The sequence below is a fragment of the Amycolatopsis sp. NPDC004747 genome (assembly GCF_053601335.1).
The window spans coordinates 70524-91696 of the sequence record NZ_JBSGBQ010000001.1 but is presented as its reverse complement, the minus strand read 5'-3'; the positions used below and the strand labels follow the sequence as shown (position 1 = coordinate 91696).

The following is a 21173-nucleotide window of genomic DNA, read 5'->3' as shown; positions in this document are numbered from 1 at the left end:
CCGGTGCCTGCCGGTAGCGTGGAAAACGGGGGGCACCCCCGGCGGGCGCGGTCTCGTCGCCGCTCTCACCACGGCCACCGCAGGCTCTCCGGCGGCCCCAGGTAGCTCGGCCGCAGCCCACCGGTGTCGATCACCAGCTTCTGCACGACCACCGCCGGGTCGACCATCCAGAACTTGAGCACGTGCGGTCCCGGCGCCGCGATCACGTGCCGGGTCGACGTCAGGTTCACGTTGTCCGAAGTGGTCCGCTCCCACTGGCGGTTCATCGCCGTGTCGTCCGCGCCGGTGGCCGTCGTGATGTTCACGACCTGCGGTTCCGCGTCGTCGAACGACACCGCATACCTCAGCCCGTCACCTTGCAGGACGTTGCTGCGCGGGGACAGGTACGCCCACAGCGTCACCGGCCCGGCCGTGAACAGCGTCGTCCGGTACTCCAGGCGAGGCCCCGCTCCCGGTGCGCGGCTCCCCGCCGTCACCGGGAACGGGGTCATCCCCGCGCCGGTTCGTCCGATGTCCGGGATCCGCCGCCAGCCGGCCTCCGCCGTCGCGATGGCGGCGCTGCAGTGTTCCGCCTCCATCGACACGTACCCGCCGGCCTCGACGAACCCCCGCCGCCACGACGGCGGCAGCTCCGGGTTGCGCACGACCGCGTCCACCACCACCGAACCACCCGCGCCCGACACAGTCAGCGGGACGGTCGTGGTGCCCTTCGGGGCCCGGGCCCAGTCGATCCGGACGGTCATCCGCAGCTCCTCGGTCACCCGGCCGCCGCGCGGTTCGACCTGCACCCACGGCGCACCGGCGGAGACCGTGCAGCGGAACGGTTCCCGGCCGCGGTTGAAGACTTCGACGTACTGCGGCGGCGCGCTCTGGTACGGACTGAACTCCGGCAGCACCGGCTTCCCCGGCGCGCCGGGCCACGACTGCTCGGAGCCGTCGACGGCCACCCCCAGTGAAGCCGCCGACGGCAGGTCGAGGCGCTTCACCGCCGGGAAGATCACGTCCGGCAGGGCGACGTTGTCCTTCTCCGGCTGCTGCCACGGAGCGTTCGGGCCGTACCGGGCGATGTCGCCGTAGTCGATGTGCGGCTGGGTCTGGAAGCCCTGCCACTTGCCGCCGGCGATCCCGGTGTTGTACTCCTCCGCCAGCGCCAGGTCGTCGGCGAAGCGGGCTTCGGTCACGGCGGCCAGCGCGTTCGCCGAAGCCCGGCCCTGGGCCGCGTGGAGCAGGTTGTTGAACTCGGCGCGCCGCAACGCATACAGGTTCGCCGTCGCTTTCGTCGCGTACAGCACCAGTTCGTAGAAGGCATCGCGGTAGTGCGCCGGCAGCCGTGCGGAGATCTTCCCGGCCCGGGTCGCCAGGTCCTGCCACTCCTGCGTGACCCGGTCCAGCTCGCCGTGGTTGACCAGGCTGAACGGCGTCATCTGGTCGTCGTAGGCGATCGTGCCCGCGGCGTCCACCGTGATCCGCCGGTTGAGCAGCTCCGGCTTGCGCCGGGACTGCAGGCGCCCGTAGTCGTGCAGCACCCCGGCGATCTCCGCCGCCAGGGCCGCGCCGAAGTTCTCCGCGGCGAACTCCCGCTCCCAGGTGGACAGACGCTCGACCGGCAGCGCCGCCGGATCCCAGGCGTAGTCGAGGAAGAACTGCAGCGGCAGCTCGTTGCCCTTCATGTCCCCGACGTTGGCCACCCACAGCCGGTCATTGCCGTAGGCGTACGCCTGGTGCAGCTGCTCCCACGTGTTCGGCAGCAGCGCGGTGTCGACCCACTTGTAGTTGCGGCCGCCGCCGACGTAGTCGAAGTGGTAGTAGAGCCCGTACCCGCCCGGGTGCGGCGGCAGCGACAGGTCGGGCATCTTGCGGATGTTGCCCCAGTTGTCGTCGGTGAACACGACGATGACGTCGTCCGGCGGGCGCAGGCCCTTGGCCCAGTACCGCTGGACTTCCTTGTAGAGCGTCCACACCTGGGGCACGTCGGTGCTCAGTTCGCGGGCCAGGATCTCCCGTTCGGTGGCGATGATCTCGCGCATCAGCTCGATGCCGTCGCCGTCGGGCAGGCCGACGTCGCCGTTGCCGCGCATGCCGAGCGTGACGACCCCTTCGAAGTCCTCGCGGGCCATCCGGCGGATCCCGTCGGTCCAGTAGGCCTTGATCGCCTCGCCGTTGCGGCGGAAGCTCCACTCCCCCGTGCCGCCGTACGGGTCGTGGCCCGGGGTGGTGATGTTCCCGGCCGCGTCGCGGACCGCGGGCACCGCGTGCCGGTTCCACTCCTCGATGCCGCGCATCATCGGCGCCTCGTGCGAGGTGCCCATGACGATGCCGTACTCCTTGGCCGTCGCGTGGTTGAGCGGGTCGTCCTCGGCGAACGCCCGTCCCCACACCGCCGGCCAGAGGTAGTTGGCCCGCAGCCGCAGCATGGTCTCGAAGACCTTGGCGAAGAACAGGTGATTGAAGCCGTTCGGGAACCCCGGCGCCTTGCCGGGCCCGAAGTAGGCCGGGGCCCAGGTGCCCAGCGCCGGGTTCTCGTCGTTGATGAAGAAGCCGCGGTACTTCACGTGCGGGGTGCCGAGGCTGAACCGCTCGCGCGGCAGGTGCAGCTCGGCCTGCCGCCGCGGCGGGACGTCCGCCCACCAGTACCAGGGCGAGACGCCGATCCGCCGCGACACCTCGTAGACGCCGTAGATCACCCCGCGCTGGTCACTGCCGGTGAGCACCAGCCTGCCGTCGACGACCTGGCTCAGCGACGTCTCCCACTTGCCCGCGATCCCGGTGACGTCGAGCTTCCCGGCCGAGACCAGCCCGTCGACCAGGGGGCTGTGGCCCAGGGTCCCGACCACGACGACCGGGCCCTGCGCGGGGACGGTGTCGGAGACCACCGCGGGACGCACACCGGTGACGCGTTCGACGTCGGCGGCCAGGTCGCCGGCGACCCGCCGCACGCCGGGGAGGTCCCCCGAGCCGACCACGATCGTCGCGGCCCTTCCCCGCGACACCAACGGGAACCCGGTCCCGGCTTCGGCGAGGCCCGGCCCCGTCACGGACCCCGCCGCACCGGCCACGGCGAGTAGTTGCAGGAAGGTACGGCGATGTACCTCGGACGGCACGGGAGACCTCCTGAGTCAGCCCTTCACGGATCCGGTCAGCCCGCCGACGATGCGCCGTTCGGCGAGCACGAAGAACGCGAGCGCCGGGATCGCCGACAGGGCCGTGAACGCGAGCACCCGCGCGGTGTCCTGGGAGAACTGGGACTGGAACATCGCGACGCCGAGCGGCAGCGTGAAGTGCCCGGAGTCGTTGAACACCAGCAGCGGCAGCAGGTAGGCGTTCCAGCTGGTGACGAAGGCCAGCACGGCGACCGTGGTCAGCGCGGGCGTCGACAGCGGCAGCAGGATCCGCCAGAAGAACCCGAGCCTGGTGGCGCCGTCGAGCACGGCCGCGTCCTCGATCTCGCCCGGGATCGCGTGCATGAACGGCCGCAGGATCACGATCGTCACCGGCAGCGAGAACGCCGCCTCGGGGATCGCCACGCCCCAGAAGCTCTCCAGCATGCCCAGCTGGCGCAGCCACAGGTACAGCGGCAGCGTCGCCACCGTCAGCGGGAACAGCAGACCGATGGTGAACAGCGTGTACAACGCCTCGCGGCCCTTGAACTGGTACCGCGAAAGGGCGTACCCGGCCATCGACCCGAGCGCGACCGCGAGCGCGGTCGCGATCACGGCGATCAGTGCGCTGTTGCCCAGGAACGTCCAGAACGCGCTCGAGCCCAGGACCGAGGCGTAGTTGTCGGTCACCCACGGGCCGGGCAGCCCGGCCGGGTCGGTGTTGATCTGGGCGTTGGTGCGGAACCCGCCGAGCACGACGAACAGCAACGGCACCACCGTCACGCCGACGATGACGATCGCCGCGAGGTAGCCCATCGACAGGCCGAACTTGCCGGACCGCATCAGCCCACCATCCTGGTCAGGGCGCCCTGGGTGTCCCGGCGCAGCGCGAACCGCTGGTACAGCAGGGCGAACAGGAAGCAGATGACGAACAGGATCACCGCCACCGCCGAGCCGAACCCGAACTCGTAGCGCTTGAAGCCGTGGTCGATCAGGTAGGTCGCCATCGTCGTCGAGGCGTTCGCCGGGCCGCCGGTGGTCATGATCCAGACGACGTCGAACAGCTGGAGCGAGCCGATCACCGACAGGAAGATCCAGATCCGGATGGTCGGGCCGAGCAGCGGCAGCACGACGTGCCGGGTGGTCTGCCACGCCGAAGCGCCGTCGAGCGCCGCGGCTTCGCGCAGCTCGGCAGGCACGCCCTGCAGGCCGGCGAGCAGCAGGATGATGCCGAAGCCGATGTACTTCCAGGTGATCACCGCGAACATCGTGTAGAGCACGATGCCCGGGTCGGCCAGCCAGTTGTGCACCAGCCCGCCGAGCCCGGCGCTCCTGAGCACTTGGTCGACGAAGCTGTTCGGCTGCAGCATGAGCGACCAGATGACCGCGGTGATCGCCTCGGACAGCACGTAGGGGGCGAATACCAGAGCTCGCAGCACGGCGCGGCCCCGCAGCTTCCGGTTGAGCAGCATCGCCAGGCCGATCGACAACGGCAGCTGCACCACGACCGACAACCCGGCGATGATCAGGTTGTGCACGATGGCGCTCTGGAACACCGTGCCGTTGAACGCGTCGGCGTAGTTGTCGAAGCCCACGAAGTCGTCGAGCGGGCCGAAGCCGTTCCACTTGAACATGCTGTAGAAGCCGGCGATCCCGATCGGCACCAGGACGAACCCGACGAACACCAGCAGGGCCGGCCCGAGCAGCACCGCCAGCTCCAGGCGTTTGCCGAGACCGGAGCGTTTCGCCCGGGCGCGGACCGCCGGTGCGGGCGGCCGCGCCGCCGCCCGCACCGGGGTCGTCGCCGTGGTCACTTGTTGCCCGCCGCGGCCTGGTTGACGGCGGTCACGATGCCTTCGGGGGTGCCCTGGCCGGCGAACATGTTGGCCACCGCGTCGTTCAGCGCGGCGCCGACCGCCGTCGGGAACGCCCGGTCGAAGTACATCTGCACGTACGGCGCCTTGGTGCCGTAGTCGTTGACCTGCCGGAGCACGTCGGTCTTCAGGGACTTCGCCGCCACGGAGTTCACGGGCAGGCCGGTCCCCTTCGCGGCGAGCTCGGTCTGCACCGGCTCGCTGACCAGGTACTGCAGGAAGGCCGTGCAGGCCTTGGAGGCCCGGGTGGTGCAGGCGAACCCGTCACCGCCGCCGAGCGCGGCCGCCGGGTCGCCCTGGCCACCCGCCACGGTCGGGAACGGGAACCAGCCGATCTTCGAGTCCAGGTCCTTGTCGTCGGTCAGCGACGACATCGTGCCGGGCTCCCAGTCGCCCTGCAGCTCCATCGCGGCCTTGCCGTTGGCGACGAGGCCGGCGGAGCTGCCCGCGCCCTGCTGGGCGGGCGTGCCGGCGAAGCCGGTCTGGAACGGCTCGGTGGCCAGGAAGTTCTTCAGGTCCTGGCCGGCCTTCGTCCAGCACGGGTCCTCGAGCTTGACCGCCTTCACCGACTGCTGGAGCACCGCGGTCGAGCATTCGCGGATGGCGAAGTAGTTGAAGTAGAAGGCATCCGGCCAGCGGTCCTTGCCGCCGACCGAGATCGGCGCGATGTTCTTGGCCTTCAGCGCCGTGACGGCGGCGTTCAGCTCGTCCATGGTCTTCGGCGGGGTGGTGATCCCCGCCTGCTGGAACAGGTCCTTGCGGTACCAGAAGCCGACGAAGTGCTGCGTGAACGGCACGCCGTACTGCTTGCCGTCGACCTGCCACTTCTCGCCGAACTTGCCGGTGGCCTGCTCGATCCACGACTTGGTGTCGCCGGTGATGTCGGCGACCTTGCCCGAGGTGATCTGCCCGGCCAGGTCGCCCGCGCCCCAGGATTGGTAGATGTCCGGTGGCTCGGGCGACTGCAGGGCCAGCGGCACCTTCGTGTTGAAGTCCTCGTTCTGCAGCGGCTGGGCCTTGATCGTGACTTCGGGGTGCGCCTTCTGGTAGTCGGCGACGACCTGGGCCCAGACCGACTTGATCGGGTCGGTGGTGCCGTTGTGCCACCAGGTCAAGGTGACCGGGCCGCTCGGCTGCGCGGGGGTTTCGTTCCCCCCGCTGCACGCGGCCAGCGCGAGCGGGACGACGGCCGCCAGTGCGGCGAGAACGGTGATCCGGCGTTTCACAAACATCGTGGGTCCACTCCTGACGACTTCGGCCGAGTTGGACGGGGCGGCTTCCGCGCCCGGGTTGGCGAAGAGTCTGCTCCCGGGACAAATGCCGTGTCAATCGTTGTCGATAACGTTTTCTATGGTTAGTCTGAGCCGATGCAGCCCAGTTCCAGGGTGACCATCCGTGACGTCGCCGCCCGGGCCGGCGTCTCGGTGGCCACGGTTTCGAAGGTGATCAACGAGCGCTACGGCGTCTCCGCCGCGACGCTCGCCCGAGTCCGCGCCGTGATCGAAGAGCTCGGTTACGAAGCGAGCCTGGTGGCGCAGAGCCTGAGAAACCACCGGACGAACGTCATCGGCATCCTGGTCGCCGACCTGGAGCCGTTCTCGACCGAGCTGCTCAAGGGAGCCGCGGACGCCATCCGCGGCAGCGGTTTCGAGCTCGTCGTCTACTCCGCGGGCGGGCGCACCGGCGACCCGATCGGCTGGGAGAAGCGCTACCTGTCCCGGCTGAGCGGCACCCTCGTCGACGGCGCCGTGCTGGTCACCCCCACCGTTTCCCTGGAGGTCGTGCCGGGCACCCCGGTCGTCGCCGTCGACCCGCACACCGGGCCGTCGCACCTGCCGACGATCGACTCCGACAACCTGCGCGGCGCGCAGCTGGCCACCGAGCACCTCCTCGACCTGGGGCACCGGCGGATCGCCTTCCTCGCCGGCCGGCCGGACCTGCAGTCGGCCGAACTGCGCAAGACCGGGTACCTGCGGGCGTTGACGGCCGCGGGCATCACGCCGGACGAAGACCTCATCCGGATCGGTGCCTACGACCCGGAGGTCTCCGCGGCCTCGGCGCACGCCCTGCTCACCGGCCCGGACCGGCCGACCGCGGTGTTCGCCGCGAACGACATCTCGGCCATCGCGACCGTGGGCGCGGCCCGCGAGCTCGGGCTGGCCGTGCCCGACGACCTTTCCGTGGTGGGCTTCGACAACGTGCCCGAGTCGGCACTCTGCAGCCCGCCACTGACCACAGTGGACCAGCCGATCCGCGAGATGGGGCACCGGGCGATCCGGATGCTCATCGCGCTGATCAACGGCGACGAGGTCGAGCGGACCCACGTCACGCTCGACACCGGCCTGGTGGTGCGGCACTCCACCCGCGCCCTCCCCTGAACCGGTTCCACCTCCTCACTCCTCCCCAGACGAAGGGCGGCCCAGCCTTGACCACGCAGCCCACCACGGCCGGAGAGCCGTGGCGCGACCCCGCTGCCGACCCGGGCGACCGCGTCCGGGCCCTGATGGCCAGGATGACCCTGCGCGAGAAGCTCGCCCAGCTCTACGGGGTCTGGGTCGGCATCGACTCCGGCGGCGAAATGGCGCCGCACCAGCACGACTTCGTCGACGCGGCGGTCGACCTCGACGACCTGGTCAAGCACGGCATCGGGCAGCTGACCCGCGCGTTCGGCACCCGGCCGGTCGACCCGTTGATCGGGGCGCACAGCCTCGCCCGCACCCAGCGGCAGATCGTCACCAGCAGCCGCTTCGGGATTCCCGCCGTGGTGCACGAAGAATGCCTGACCGGGCTGGCCGCGTGGCAGGCGACGATCTACCCGGCCCCGCTGTCGTGGGGCGCCACCTTCGACCCGGACCTGATCCGCCGGATGGCGGTGAAGATCGGGCGGACCATGCGCGAACTCGGGGTGCACCAGGGGCTCGCGCCGGTCCTCGACGTGGCCCGCGACCTGCGCTGGGGGCGGATCGAGGAGACCATCGGCGAGGACCCCCACCTGGTCGGCACGATCGGCAGCGCGTACGTCGCCGGGCTCGAATCCGCCGGCGTCGTCGCCACGCTGAAGCACTTCGTCGGGTACTCCGCCTCCCGTGCCGGGCGCAACCTGGCGCCGGTTTCGGCAGGCCCGCGCGAGATCGCCGACGTCCTGCTCCCGCCGTTCGAACACGCGCTGCGGGCCGGCGCCCGGTCGGTGATGAACGCCTACACCGACACCGACGGTCTCCCGTCCGCCGCCGACCCGGCCCTGCTGACGGACCTCCTGCGGGACACCTACGGGTTCGACGGCACGGTGGTCGCCGACTACTTCGCGGTGGCGTTCCTGCACCGCCTGCACGGGGTCGCGGCCGACCGCGCCGACGCCGCCGCGCAGGCGCTCACCGCGGGCATCGACGTCGAGCTGCCGACCATGGACTGCTACGGCGAGCCGCTGCTCGCCGCGGTGGAAGGGGGCGCGGTCGACGTCGCCGCCGTCGACCGCGCCCTCGAACGCGTGCTGCGCCAGAAGTGCGAACTCGGCCTGCTCGACGCCGATTGGGCGCCCGAGGTCCCCGACGAGATCGACCTCGACGACGCCGAATCGCGGGCGCTGGCCCGCGAGGTGGCCGAGCGCTCGATCGTGCTGCTGCACAACGACGGCACGCTCCCCCTCTCCCCCGGCACCCGCGTCGCCGTGGTCGGACCGCGTGCGGACACCCCCGGCGCGATGCTCGGCTGCTACTCCTTCCCGCTGCACGTCGGTGTCCACCACCCGGACGTCCCGTTCGGTGTCTCGGTGCCCACGGTGCTGGAGGCACTCGGCTCGGCCTACGACGTCACCTACGCGCTGGGCTGCCCGGTCACGGGCGGCGACGACGAAGGGATCGCGCAGGCCGTGGCGGCGTGCGCGGACGCGTCGGTGTGCGTGGCCGTGCTGGGCGACCGGGCCGGGCTGTTCGGCGGCGGGACGTCCGGCGAGGGCTGCGACGCGCCCGACCTGCGGTTGCCGGGCCGCCAGGAGGAGCTCCTGGACGCGCTGCTGGACACGGGCAAGCCGGTGGTGCTCGTCCTGCTTTCGGGGCGGCCGTACGAGCTGTCCCGCCAGCTCCCGCGGCTGGCCGCGGTGGTCTGCGGGTTCTACCCGGGCGAAGAAGGGGCCGGCGCGCTGGCCGACGTCCTGAGTGGACGGATCAACCCGGCCGGCAGGCTGCCGGTCAGCTTCCCCGGGGCCGGGGCCAGTCAGCCCTCGACGTACCTCGCCGCGCCGCTCGGCCGGCGCAGCGAGGTGTCCACAGTGGATCCTTCGCCGCTGTTCCCGTTCGGGCACGGGCTGTCCTACGCGCCGGCGACCTGGCTGGACGTCAGCGCGACGGGATCGCTCTGGCCGACCGACGGCGTCTGCCGGGTGCGGGTGACGCTGCGCAACGACCACGCGCGCGAGGCGTCCGAAGTCGTGCAGGTCTACCTGCACGACCCGGTGGCCGAGGTGGCGCGGCCGGAGCGCCAGCTCATCGCGGCCCGCCGGGTTTCGGTACCCCCGGGCGAAACCTGCGTCCTGGAGATCGGCCTGCACGCCGACCTGACGTCCTACACCGGCCGCGCGCGGCAGCGCCAGGTCGACCCCGGCGACGTCGAGCTGCGGGTGGGCACCTCCAGCGAAGAGATCGTCACGACCCTGCACTGCACGCTGACCGGGCCGCGCCGGATCGTCGGCGTCGACCGGGTCCTGACCCCGGAGTTCTCGTTGTGAGACGCCCTCTGGTGATCGCCTTCCTGGCCGTGCTGACCGTGCTCTTCGTCGGTGCGTCCGCCCGTCCCGCGCCTTCGCACTGGGTGGCGACGTGGACGTCGATGCCCCAGCTGACCGAGCCGGGCAACCTGCCGCCGGCCCCCTTCACCGGAACCGACCGGGTGCTCGACAACGCGACCCTGCGCGAGACCGCGCAGGTGACCGTGGGCGGCCCGAGGATCCGGCTGCGGTTCTCGAACGCCTTCGGCGGGTCACCGCTGCCGCTGACCTCGGTTTCGGTGGCGCGCCCGGTGTCCGGCGCCGCCGGCGTCTCCTCCGTCGTCCCCGGCAGCGTCGTCCCGGTGACGTTCCACGGCAAGCCGTCGACGACGGTCCCGCAGGGCGCGCAGGTCGTGTCCGATCCTCTGCCGTTCCCGGTGCGGTCACTGGAGAACATCGCCGTGACGGCCTACCTGGCGCACGGCCAGGCGACGACGTCGATCACCTCGCACCCGGGCTCGCGGACGACGTCGTACCTGCTGGCGGGCAACCACGTTTCCGACCTCGAGCTGCCGGGGGCGACGCCGGTCGACCACTGGTACTTCCTCAGCGGCATCGAGGTGCTGTCCCCGGCTTCGGCGGTGGCGGTGATCGGCGACTCGATCTCCGACGGCCGCGGCTCGACGACCAACGGCAACAACCGCTGGCCGAACGTGCTCGCCGCGCGCCTGCACGGGGTGTCCGTGGTCAACCAGGCGGCGGGCGGTAACCGCGTGCTGCAGGACGGCCTCGGCCCGAACGTGCTGGCCCGCCTGGACCGCGATCTGCTTTCCACCAGCGGGGTTTCGTGGGCGATCGTGTTCGAGGGCGTGAACGACATCGGCACGGCCACCCCGGCCGCCGCCGCCCAGACCGCCGCCGACCTGATCGACGCCTACGACCAGATCATCACCCGGGCGCACGCCCAGGACATCCGGGTCTACGGCGCGACGATCACGCCCTTCGGCGGCAACACCGCCTACGACGACCCGGCCCGGGAAGAGGCCCGGCAGCAGGTGAACGCGTGGATCCGCCTGCCGGGGCACTTCGACGCGCTGCTCGACTTCGACAAGGTGGCCCGCGACCCGGCGGCCCCGGCCCGGCTGCTGCCCGCCTACGACGTCGGCGACCACCTGCACCTGAATCCCGCGGGCTATCAGGCGCTCGGTTCGAGCGTTCCCGCCGTCCTTTTCCCCCACGCCGGCTAGAAATGGCGCCGCGCCGAAAAGAAGACAATTCCAGGACGTGATTCCCGGCCGCCCGATCACCGACCGCCGAACGCGGTCTGACGGACGGTGATCGGGCGGATATCTGTTGGGACACAAGCGAGTCTCGAAGGCAGGGGGTCCGTGACGCGGGTCACGGCCCGTCCCCTAGCATGTCGCCGTCTGCTGTCCCCACAGGTGTTCGTCGCTCCCGGAAAGGGAACCCATGTCCGACGTCATGAACAGCATCTTCGGCCGCTCCAAGAACGAGACCGCCGGCTCGGGCGGGTACGCCTACGGCACCGTCGAGCCCAGCACCGTCGAGCCCGCACCCGAGGTCGCCGAGGCGCCCGCCGAAAGCGCTCCCGAGACCGCCGAGACGGGTGTCCTCGAGGAGACGGAATCCGCGCCCGAGACGGAAGCCGCCGTGGAAACCGAGGAAGAGGACGCGGTCGACAGCGACGAGGACGAGACGAGCGACGAGGACGTCACCGCGACCGACGAGGAGGCGGCCGCCGAGGAAACCGAAGAGGACGACACGGACGCGGCCGAGGTCGAAGACGCGGCCGAGACCGAGGCCGAGCCGGTCGACGAAACCGCGGACGCGGAACCGGTCGCCGAAACCGAGCCGGTCGCCGAAGCCGTGGAGCCGGAGGCGGACGCCGAGCCGGTCGTCGCCGAGGCCGAGCCGGTCGCCGCGCCGGTCACCGAGGACGAGCCCGCCGCCGAAGCCGACGCGGCCGCCGCTCGTCCCGCCGCGGGCAGCCGCGGCAGCACCACGGTCGCCGACGGGGTGGTCGGCAAGATCGTCGTGCGGATCGCCGCCCAGACCGAGGGCGTGCACAGCGTCGCCGAGGACGGCGTCACCGTCGAACTCGCCGACGAGGTCGCGTGGGTCACCATCCCCGTGGTGGTCGAGTTCGGCCACGCGGTCAAGGCGGTCGGCGAGCAGATCCGCGTCGCGGTGATCGACGCCGTCGAGCAGTACCTGGGTCTCGACGTCGAGGTCGTCGACGTCCACGTCACCGACATCCACTTCCCCGAAGCGGGCTGATCCCCGGTGCCCGGTCCCGCACGCGGGGCCGGGCACCCGGCCGGCTGCCGATTTCTCCCCCGCCGGGGTGAAGCGTCCCGAGACGCCACCCCGCGGCCGCCCCGGCCGCCCGCCGGCACCCGTTGCGTTCGGAGATCATCCGCCACCCCTTCGAGTGGATCACTCCCGCCGACCTTCACCACGAGCGGCGTGCGGCGTCACCCGATGTCGATCTTCCGCTGCTGGTAAAGGTTTTCCCGGCCTTGTCGCCATCATCGGTCCGGTGTCCCCGTGCCCTGTTACCGTTCCGCCGCCCTGGTCCGGACCACACGCACCCACCGGACGGGGCCTTCTCCCGGGCGGCTTCCCGTTGCCGTCCGGCACTTCCGGAGAAAAGGCGACACTTGACACCCCTGAACCACCCCGGCGCACCCGCGCCCGAAACGCCGGACTGGCACGTCACCGCGTTCCTCGGACCGAAGCCCGGCGAGGACGGCGGCCCGCTGCTCGAGGCCGTCCGCGCCCTGCGCGCCCGCATCCTGTTCGACCACGGCCGCCGCCCGGCCTTCCTCCGTGCGGACGGCACCCACGCCGACGACCAGGACCTCGACTTCGGGGCCTGGCACTTCATCGCCCGGCGCAGTCCCGGCGGGCCGCCGCTGGGGTACATCCGGCTGTCCACACCGGACACGAGCGCGCTGTTCCAGTCCCGTGACTTCCTCGGCGACGAGCCCTACCAGGAGCTCCTGGCCGCCGAGGGCTTCGGCGACGGCGACGTGTTCGAGCACAGCAGGCTCGTCGTCGAACACCGCGCCCGGAAGCTCGGGCTCGGGCTGCACTTGAACGCCCTCGCGATCGGCGCGGCCCACCACCTCGGCGCGCGGGCGATGATCGGCACGTCCGGCACGAAGGACGGCCAGGACCGGTTCCACGAGCGGTTCGGCTTCCGGCCGGTTCCCGGCACCCGCCGGTACGTCCCGCAGTACACCGAAGATGTCGTGATCATGCTGCACCGCGTCGCCGACGGCGGCGGGCGGCACCACGACCTGGTCACGCGGCTGCGCGACGAGTTCCCCGTCATCGCGGCGGCGGGCGCGGCACCGCTGCTGCCCGTGCCGCCGGTGCGCCGGACCGCCCGGGTGACCCTGGCCGGCGCCCCGTCGCCCGACCGCGACAGCTGGCAACCGGTGCTCCACACCGCCGACGGCCTCGAAGCCCTGCTCGCGTCCGGGAACGTCCGCGAAGTGCACGACACGATCGACGAGCAGCTCACGGAACTGGTCCGCAGCCGCGAACCGGCGTGCCGCGACGCGGTCGAGGTCGAACGCCGGAAGCGGGACCAGCTGGCCGGCGCGGAGCCGTGGGAGTACGGCACCTGGGCGTGGTACCCGTGGTCGGGGCGGCTGGTCCACGTGCTGCCGCGCGAGGAGTTCCGGCTGGTCCGCACCGACCGCAACCGGGGCCGGATCGAGCGGGCCGACCAGCGGCGGCTGTTCGGCAAGCGGATCGGCGTCATCGGCCTGTCGGTCGGCAACAGCGCGGCGCTGACCTTCGCGCTCGAAGGCATCGGCGGCGCGTTCCGGCTGGCCGACTTCGACGATTTCGGGCTGTCCAACCTGAACCGGCTGCGCGGCGGCCTGCACGACCTCGGTGTCAACAAGGCGGTGCTGTCGGCGCGGCAGATGTTCGAGATCGACCCCTACCTCGACATCCGGATCGAGCGGGCGGGCCTGACGCCGGAGACCATCGAGCGCTTCTTCGCCGGTGGTCTCGACCTGCTCGTCGAGGAGTGCGACACGCCGTGGGTGAAGATCGCGGCCCGCGAGTACGCGCGCGAGCTCGGCATCCCGGTCGTGATGGACTGCAACGACCGCGGGATGCTCGACGTCGAGCGCTTCGACCGCGAACCCGACCGCCCGCTGCTGCACGGACTGCTCGGCGACGTGAAGTCGGTCGACGTCCTGGACCTCACCTCCCAGGCCAGGACCGAGCTCATCCTGGCCATGGTGGACGCGGGCCGGATCAGCCCGGAGCTGGCGGCGTCGTTCGGCGAGCTGGGCCGCACGCTGAGCAGCTGGCCGCAGCTGGCCTCCGGCGTGGCTCTGGGCGGCGCGCTGTGCGGGGAGGCGGCCCGGCGCATCCTGCTCGGCAGGCCGTGCGAGTCCGGCCGGTTCTACACCGACCTCGAGCGGCAGCTGCACCCCTCGCGCGACGTCTACGCCGGAGGACTCGCGTGAGCGCGCTTCCCGTTCCGGTGGCGATCACGGGCACCGGGGTGCACCTGCCACCGGAGGTCGTCACCAACGCCGAACTGGCGTCGACGCTGGACACCTCGGACGAGTGGATCGTCGGCCGCACGGGGATCCGGACGCGCCGCCGCCTGGCGCCGGACCGCGCGACCTCGGACATGTGCGTGGCGGCGGCCCGGCCGGCCCTGGCCGCGGCCGGGGTCGGTCCCCGCGACCTGGACGCGATCATCGTCGGCACGTACACCTACGACCAGCCGTTGCCGTCCACGGCGTTGATCGTCAAGGAGCTGCTCGGCGCGGACCGGGCCTTGCCCCTCGACGTCACGCAGGCGGCGTGCGCCAACGGTGTCCAGGCGCTGTTCCTGGCGGCCCACCTGCTGCAGACGCCGGCGGCGCGCACGGTCCTGGTGCTGGCGGCGGACTGCGCGTCCCGCGTGACGGACCCGGCGGACCGCACGACGCGGGTGTTCTTCGGCGACGCGGCGGGAGCGGCGGTGCTCTCGCGGGCCGCTGCGGGCGCCGGGTTGCTGGGCTGGGACTTCGGCTCGGAGCTGTCGTACGACGTCGAGATCCCGGCGCCGGGTGCGTACCTGAAGATGAACGGCCGTGCGGTGTGGAACACGGCGACGCGCTGCCTGCCGGACAGCATCCTGCGCGCGGCGGACGACGCGGCGGTGCCGGTGGAGGAGGTCACGCACTTCTTCCTGCACCAGGCGAACCTGAACATCCTCACCGCGGCGCTGGAGAAGCTGGGCATTCCCCCTTCGCGGGCCCCGATCACGGTGGACAGCCTGGGCAACACGGGATCGGCGGGGGTGTTCACGGCCCTGCACGCCGGGTTCGGCCCGGGCGCGGTCCGCCCGGGCGACACGTACGTGGTGTCGTCGATCGGCGCGGGCTTCCAGTGGGGCACGTTGTGCTTCCGCCACGGCTGACCTGACGGTGGCTCCGGCCCCCGCGCCGGAGCCACCGCGGTCACTGCCCGGCCCGCGCCCGGGCGAGCACCTCCTCCAGCCGCAGCGGGCCTGCCGGGTGGTGGGACAGGCACAGCGGCGTCGCCACCTGGCGGAACCCGAAGGCCTCGCCCGCCACGTAGAACTGCGCACGTTCGAGACGGGAGATGTCCGCGACCGGGCTGCCCTTCGCGCGGGCCAGTTCGTTGGCGGCCGCGATCTGGGCCGGGCTGTTGAGGCGGCCGAAGAACTGCGTCATCGCGTTGCCGACCACCTGGTTGTGCAGCCCCTTGGGGGCCTGCGTGGCGAACAGCAGCCCCAGGCCGTACTTGCGGGCCTGCGAAGCGAGCACGATCGTGCTGCGCGTGCTCGCCGTGAGGCTCCCGGACGACGCGAGCGTCTGTGCCTCGTCCATGACGAACAGCGCGCCCAGCGGCCGGTCGCCCGCGGGGTGGCGTTTGATCCAGGCGAACAGTTCCATCTGCAGCTGGTTGACGAAGTTCTGCCGCTGCCCTTCGGCGGGCAGCCCGACGAAGCTGATCACGGAGACGCGGGCCCGTTTGCCGCCGGCCGGGGTGAGCAGCGTGCCGGGATCGACCGGCTCGCCGCCGCCGGCGAAGAGCGGGTCGTTGACCATCGCGGCCTTGAGCACCTCGGCCAGGTCGGCGGCGATGCGCTTGGCGTCGTTGAGGTTGCTGACGTCCTCCGGCAGGTCGGACATGAGCTCGACCAGCTCCGGCAGGCTGCGCGAACCGGTCCGTGCGTGGTGGACGACGGCCTGCCGGAGCACGGCCAGCCCGATGTTCGCCTTCGCGGTGCTCCCGGTGAGCCGGGCCTGCGGGGCCAGTGTCGCGACGGCCACCTCGACGGCGGCGGTGAATTCGTCGGCGTCGTCGAGCACCCCGCCGAAGTCGGGCAGGGGCCGGAAGGCCAGCGGCCGCCCGGTGGCCCGCCCCGGCGTCCAGACGACGACGTCGGTTTCGGCGAGGTATTGCTTGGCAAGCGCGGCGTCACCGTCCTTCCACCCACCCGGCGGCTCGGGCCAGGCGTCTCCGAGGCGCGCGAGGTCGTTGTTGGGATCGAGGACGATCGCGGAGACGCCGAGAAGGGCGCATTCCTCGATGATCCGCCGCAGCAGCACGGTCTTCCCCGACCCGGAACCGGCGAAGACGGCGGCGTGCTTGCGCAGGTCGGCCAGTTCGATCCGCACCGGTTCCCCCGAGCCGACGACGGTCCCGAGCGTGATTTCCCCTTCGGCGGGCGGAGAAACGGTGACGTTGCCGGACTGCTTTTCCGACGGCTTCTCGGGGAGTACTGCGGACAGCAGCTCGGACCGGCTGGCGGGCCGGCGGTCGATCAGCCACTCGTGCAGCTCTCGGCCCCCGTTGGCGAGCATCTTCTGCAGCGCCCAGAAGGTGCGCACGTCGGCGTCCGAAAGCCGGATCGTCCGCCCACCCGCGGCGGTGAACTTCTCGACCTCCTGTTTCGTCTTGATCCCGCCCTGCCAGGCCTCCCGCAGGATGATCAAATGGCGATTGGCCGCCCCCTGTAGCTGTCCCGCCGCCGAGCGGGCCTTCCGGAACCGGCTCAGCGCCGCCCGCGGATCGCGGGCCGCGATGGCACGGAACGCCCAGTGCTCCTCGAGGTCCGCGGCCTCGTCAAGGGTTCGGGACAGCCAGGCGTGCACCTCGCTCCGCCCGTTCTGACGTTCGCACGTCCATTCCAGCTCGTCGTCCCCGACCTCGGTGACCCAGCACCGCAAGGCCGCGGACAGGAGATCCGGCATGACCCTGTCCACGGCCTTCTCAGCGAGCAGCGCGCCCAGGTCGGCTTCGGCCTGCAGCTTCTCGAATTCGGCGTCGAGCTCGGCGAACCGGTCGTGCGCCACCTCGGTCCGCGCGGGGGCAACGGGAATGGGCGCCTTCTCGTCGAAGGAGATGAGCTCACTGGCCTGCCCGACTCGCAAGCACAGTTCGATGTGGGCTCCAATGCGCTTCAGCAGCTGCCGTGGGGTCCACTGTTCCCAGGGCTCGTCGAAGGCCGCGGGCGCCACCGGCCAGGTCGGGTGCGGCGGGGTGAATTCCATGGCCTGATACGCCACGCCGAGCCGCTTCTCCACCAGTGCCCGCCCGAGGCCGGCGTCGGTGATCCGGCCAAGCGCGACGAAGTCGCGGAAACGGTCCGGTACCGTGCCCGCTGCCTTCGTGCTGATCTGCTCCCACGTACCGGGCAGGCAGGCGAGCACGGTGAGGGTCTTGTGGGTGACTTCCCGCAGCCTCATGAGCCCGTCGGCGATTTGCGCCACGAGCAGGTCTTCCTCGGTGCTGTCGCCGATCTCCTGGGTGCGCTTGGCCGATGCCGCGAGCAGGGTGTCGAGCTGGTCCACGGCGATCACCACCGGCCCGGTGAGGGCGAGCAGCCGGGTGATCTCCTGCACGAGGACACGCGAGGGCTTCGGCCGCGAGTAGATGTTCCACTTGCGGGCTTCGGAGGTCAGCTCGGTATCGCCGTCCAGGTAGTCCTCGCCGATGTACTTCGCGGCCGGATCCCGGCTCGCGATCAGCACGAGGGCGCGCGCGGTGTCCGCGCACTCGTCGGCGACCACCTCGTCGAGGGACGCCACCCCCTCGACGAACGCCTCGACGTCCTCGGCCGTAAGCCCACGCCCGCGCCTGATCGTCGCTTCGACCTCGGCGTCGACCTGGGCGCGTAGGCACACCCGCAGCAAGAACCGCTTCAGCTGCGACTCGCCCGAATCATCCGGGCGGGCCAGCCCGCGACGCAGTGCCTCGGCTGTGTTTTCCCAGAAAGCGTCGGCCGCGGTGACGTCGTCGAGGAAGAAGTATCCCCGCGCCCGGTGCACCCGGCGGCGGACGAGGCCCAGCAAGTGGGTCTTGCCGACGCCTTTCAGCCCACGCAGGACAAGCCCGATCGGGCTCGGCCCATCGCTGGTTACCGCGTCGCGGATGCCGGAGTCGAGTGCGGTGAGTGCATCGGCGTGCAGGCCGTCGACGTGGTACGGCGAATCCCGCCAGACGTGGTCGGGGGTGTCCGCCCAGTTGAAGCTCAGTGCCGCCAGTGCTCTCAGCTCGTCCATCGCTAAGCCTCGATCGAAAGCAGGTGGTTGTCCTCGCCGCCGATGCGGATCGCGGCCTCGTGGTCGGCCGCGGTGAGGGCCTTGCGGTTGTCTTCGGGGACCAGGTGGATCTTCCCGGCCCGGCTGAGCTCCTTGAGCACGGCGTCGACCTCCGCGGCCGGGGCGCCGAGCTTCGGGCGCAGGTCCACCAGCCCGACCCACCCGCGCGGTTCCCGGACGAGCTCGCGGTAGGCGACCCGGATGCGGGTTTCGAGGTCTTCGGCCGGGCCGGGCGGTGCCGGGGTGCCGAACACGTCGGCCAGGCGCAGGTTCCGGTGGCGGCGGAAGTCGTCGAAGCCGCCGAGGACCAGGTACAGCACCGAGCAGAGGGTGCTCTGCGGCCGGGGCGGCGGCGGCTTCTTCGCCCCGAGCTCCTGCTCGCACCAGGCCCAGCCGCGGTCGGTCAGCTGGTGGACGAAGGTGCGGCCGGCCTTCTCGCTGGTCACGTACCCGTCGTCGTTCAGCTGCGTGCGCTCCTTGCCGGTGAGGGTGAACCCCACCCGCTCCTTCAGCTCCGGGTTGGGCACTTCGCGGCCCAGCACCATGAGCGTGAACATGGCCGCGGTCTGCCGGTGTCCCAAGCGGTCGGTCATCCGAGATCCTTCCGGTGCTGCGTCGTGGTTTGGGCGCGGGTGTCGAGGGCGCGCAGGAGCCAGTCGATCGACCGGCGGACCCCCGGCGGTGCCGGGTGGTGGTCTTCGCCGTCCGGGGAGCGTGGTCTCACCGCCACCGCCAGGTCCGCCGCGAGGTCGCGGGTCCGCCCGCCGTCACCCGCGCCCACCGCCGGCTGCAGGGCCGTGACCAGTTCGTCGACCAGGTCCCAGCGCGACGGGCGCAGCCGGGATTCGCGGGCCTGGCCGAGCAACGCGGGCAGGTCGAAGTCGTCGTCGGTGTCGACCAGCGGTGACTGGCCGCGCAGCTGGCCGACCAGGTCGCGGGCCACCTCGGCCGGCCCCCGCGAACCGCTCAGGCGCAGGTAGCGGAGGTTTCCGACGTAGCCCGGCAGCGACGACGCCTCGGTGCCGGCCGTCAGGATCGGGATGACGCGCCGGTCCTGCCCGAGCGTCCGGTGCAGGAAGAGCTCGACCTCGGCCGCCTGCCAGCGGCTGACCTTGCCGTCGACGAGCAGGCACAGGTGCCGCGCGTCGTCCTCCGCCCGGGCGAGCAGCGAGCGGTCGCCCGAGAGCGACTTCACCGCGCGGACGTCCCGCTTCTCGAGTTCGGCGACCAGCTCGTTCGCCGTGTGGAAGGTCGTCCGCGGGGTGCTGACCCGCAGGTCGTGCCGGAACTCGCGCCGGCTCGACCGGACGGCGGCGACGTAGGCGTCCCGGTTCTCGGCCAGCAGGTCCGTGCGGTCGAGCCGGCAGGCGACCACGGCCGCGACCGTCTCGAGCGCGAACCCGATCTGGTCGGCGCTCGGCGTCTGTTCCGACAGCACCGGCAGCTGCTCGCCGAAACTCCAGTAGGACACGTACGGCAAGGTGAGGTGCCGGGCCATCGTCGACGGCTCCACCGTCTGGTCGAGCCAGGTCCGGTAGAGCTCGGCCGTCTCGTCGACGACGGTGCGGCGCCAGGCCTCGGACCGGTCGTACTCCTCCCGGTTGTCGAACCGCGACAGCACCGGCAGCACGGTCAGCCGCGAGCGGTCGAACGGCAGGCGGTTGCGCGCCGCGTCCGCGCGCCGGGCCGCCTCCACCGCGCCGAGGATGCTCTGCCGGTTCGCGGTGAACAGCAGGACGAGGTGGTCCGGCAGGTGCGCCGTGCAGATCCCGCCGATGTCGGAGATCCCGGTGCGGCTGTCGACGAGGACGAAGTCGTAGCGGGCGACCCAGTGCTCACGGCACCGCTCCAGGTATTCGCCGAAGCCGTCGTCGTACAGGCCGGCCCAGTCGATTTCCTGCACCTGGGCCACGTAACCGCCCTCCTCGCGGCCGGCCGCGACGAAGTCGAGCACACCCACGTCGGTCAGCCGCTGGACGTGCGCCTCCGGCGCGAACCGGTCTTGCCGGAAGGCGTCGACGAGGTCGACCACGCCGCCGCTCGGCCGCGCGGGCAGCCGCGGCCGGAAGTAGTCGCCGAGGCCGGGGGCCTCGAGGTCCCAGTCCAGGCAGAGCACGCGGTGACCCCAGCGGGCGAGCAGCACGGCGACGTTGGCCAGCGTGAAACTCCGGCCGACCCCGCCCTTGTAGGAGTAGAAGGTGAAGATCGTCCCCGGCATCGGTCAGAACCTCGGCATCCGCGCCCGCTTCGGCGGTTCCGGGGCCGGGGTGCGCACCGGCCAGTCGTCCCGCCATTCCGGCGCCCGGTCGATGAGTTCCTCCAGCTCCACGGCGATCTGCTTGATCTGCTGGTGGAAGTCGAGGTAGGCCGGCGCGGTCTGGAAGTGCTCGAAGGGGTGGTTCCACTGCTGCAGGTCACGCGGCCGCCGCGCGTGGGCCCAGTCGGGGAAGTGCCGGGAGTCGCAGAAGATCACCGGGTAGATCAGGGGCCGCCGTCGCTTTCCGGGCAGCGCGGCGGTCAGCACCTCCCGCTCCTCCATCGAGGCCCACTCGGCCAGGCACCATTCGTTGCGGAAGTACTTCGGCGAGCAGACCGGAACCAGCACCCGAGAGCGCTGCAGCGCCGAACTCAGTTCGGCGGGCCAGCTGGCTCCGACGCGGACCTGGTCGTCGAAGAAAATCCGGACGTCGTCGTACCGGTTGTTGTCGAGCACTTCCAGGAGCCGCGGGTGGAAATGGTGGCGAATCCACGCCGATATGTCGCTCGCGGTTCGCAGGTAGCTGATGAACACGTCGTACTCGTACACGCGTGTCCTCGCTCCTTCGCCGCTCCCGCCAGGGGAATCGATCCTAGAACCGCTGGTGGCCACCGAAGAAGACGGGAA

Annotated in this window: 14 protein-coding genes; 6 read left to right on the top strand and 8 right to left on the bottom strand. The window is 71.5% G+C overall.

Features of this window, described 5'->3' with window-relative positions:
* Positions 1-65 precede the first annotated feature (65 nt).
* The 4 genes from ACWEGE_RS00395 to ACWEGE_RS00380 are packed head-to-tail and all read right to left on the bottom strand — an operon-like array spanning position 66 to position 6204.
* Complete coding sequence (locus tag ACWEGE_RS00395) at positions 66-3101, bottom strand: glycosyl hydrolase 115 family protein (RefSeq protein WP_449658285.1); 3036 nt, start codon at positions 3099-3101, stop codon at positions 66-68.
* 15 nt (positions 3102-3116) lie between these two features.
* The gene (locus tag ACWEGE_RS00390) at positions 3117-3941 is read right to left on the bottom strand and encodes a carbohydrate ABC transporter permease (RefSeq protein WP_191309490.1); all 825 of its coding nucleotides are present in this window, start codon (positions 3939-3941) and stop codon (positions 3117-3119) included.
* Positions 3941-4912, bottom strand: coding sequence for a carbohydrate ABC transporter permease (locus tag ACWEGE_RS00385; protein ID WP_449658284.1), 972 nt, complete (start codon positions 4910-4912; stop codon positions 3941-3943). Before ACWEGE_RS00385 ends, ACWEGE_RS00390 begins: the two co-directional genes overlap by 1 nt.
* On the bottom strand, positions 4909-6204 hold the full coding sequence (locus ACWEGE_RS00380; protein WP_449658283.1) for an extracellular solute-binding protein: 1296 nt from the start codon (positions 6202-6204) through the stop codon (positions 4909-4911). Before ACWEGE_RS00380 ends, ACWEGE_RS00385 begins: the two co-directional genes overlap by 4 nt.
* Before the next feature lie 135 nt (positions 6205-6339).
* On the opposite strand from ACWEGE_RS00380, the gene ACWEGE_RS00375 reads away from it, so the two are divergent.
* The 6 genes from ACWEGE_RS00375 to ACWEGE_RS00350 all read left to right on the top strand — a co-directional run bounded on the left by ACWEGE_RS00375 (position 6340) and on the right by ACWEGE_RS00350 (position 15135).
* The gene (locus tag ACWEGE_RS00375) at positions 6340-7350 is read left to right on the top strand and encodes a LacI family DNA-binding transcriptional regulator (RefSeq protein WP_449658282.1); all 1011 of its coding nucleotides are present in this window, start codon (positions 6340-6342) and stop codon (positions 7348-7350) included.
* Between the two features lie 47 nt (positions 7351-7397).
* Entirely contained in the window at positions 7398-9695 is a 2298-nt protein-coding gene (locus ACWEGE_RS00370; protein WP_449658281.1) for a beta-xylosidase/alpha-l-arabinosidase, read from the top strand.
* A complete protein-coding gene (locus ACWEGE_RS00365) occupies positions 9692-10921 on the top strand; it encodes an SGNH/GDSL hydrolase family protein (RefSeq protein WP_449658280.1) in 1230 nt (409 codons plus the stop codon). The genes ACWEGE_RS00370 and ACWEGE_RS00365 overlap by 4 nt, the downstream gene beginning before the upstream one ends.
* Positions 10922-11144: 223 nt before the next feature.
* Positions 11145-11972, top strand: a complete 828-nt coding sequence (locus tag ACWEGE_RS00360) for an Asp23/Gls24 family envelope stress response protein (protein WP_449658279.1) — start codon at positions 11145-11147, stop codon at positions 11970-11972.
* Positions 11973-12355: 383 nt separating this feature from the next.
* Entirely contained in the window at positions 12356-14188 is a 1833-nt protein-coding gene (locus ACWEGE_RS00355) for a ThiF family adenylyltransferase (protein WP_449658278.1), read from the top strand.
* Positions 14185-15135 (top strand): 3-oxoacyl-ACP synthase III family protein, encoded by a 951-nt coding sequence (locus tag ACWEGE_RS00350; protein WP_449658277.1) that lies wholly within the window; start codon positions 14185-14187, stop codon positions 15133-15135. Before ACWEGE_RS00355 ends, ACWEGE_RS00350 begins: the two co-directional genes overlap by 4 nt.
* 40 nt (positions 15136-15175) lie before the next feature.
* Here the strand turns inward: ACWEGE_RS00350 and ACWEGE_RS00345 are convergent, their stop codons facing one another.
* The 4 genes from ACWEGE_RS00345 to ACWEGE_RS00330 are packed head-to-tail and all read right to left on the bottom strand — an operon-like array spanning position 15176 to position 21095.
* Positions 15176-18250 (bottom strand): helicase HerA domain-containing protein, encoded by a 3075-nt coding sequence (locus ACWEGE_RS00345; RefSeq protein WP_449658276.1) that lies wholly within the window; start codon positions 18248-18250, stop codon positions 15176-15178.
* A 2-nt stretch (positions 18251-18252) separates the two neighbouring features.
* Positions 18253-18882 carry a hypothetical protein gene (locus ACWEGE_RS00340; RefSeq protein ID WP_449658275.1) on the bottom strand — a complete coding sequence of 210 codons (630 nt, stop codon included), beginning with the start codon at positions 18880-18882 and terminating at the stop codon, positions 18253-18255.
* Entirely contained in the window at positions 18879-20507 is a 1629-nt protein-coding gene (locus tag ACWEGE_RS00335) for a CATRA system-associated protein (RefSeq protein ID WP_449658274.1), read from the bottom strand. The genes ACWEGE_RS00340 and ACWEGE_RS00335 overlap by 4 nt, the downstream gene beginning before the upstream one ends.
* 3 nt (positions 20508-20510) lie before the next feature.
* Entirely contained in the window at positions 20511-21095 is a 585-nt protein-coding gene (locus tag ACWEGE_RS00330; protein ID WP_449658273.1) for a TIR domain-containing protein, read from the bottom strand.
* Positions 21096-21173: the final 78 nt, after the last annotated feature.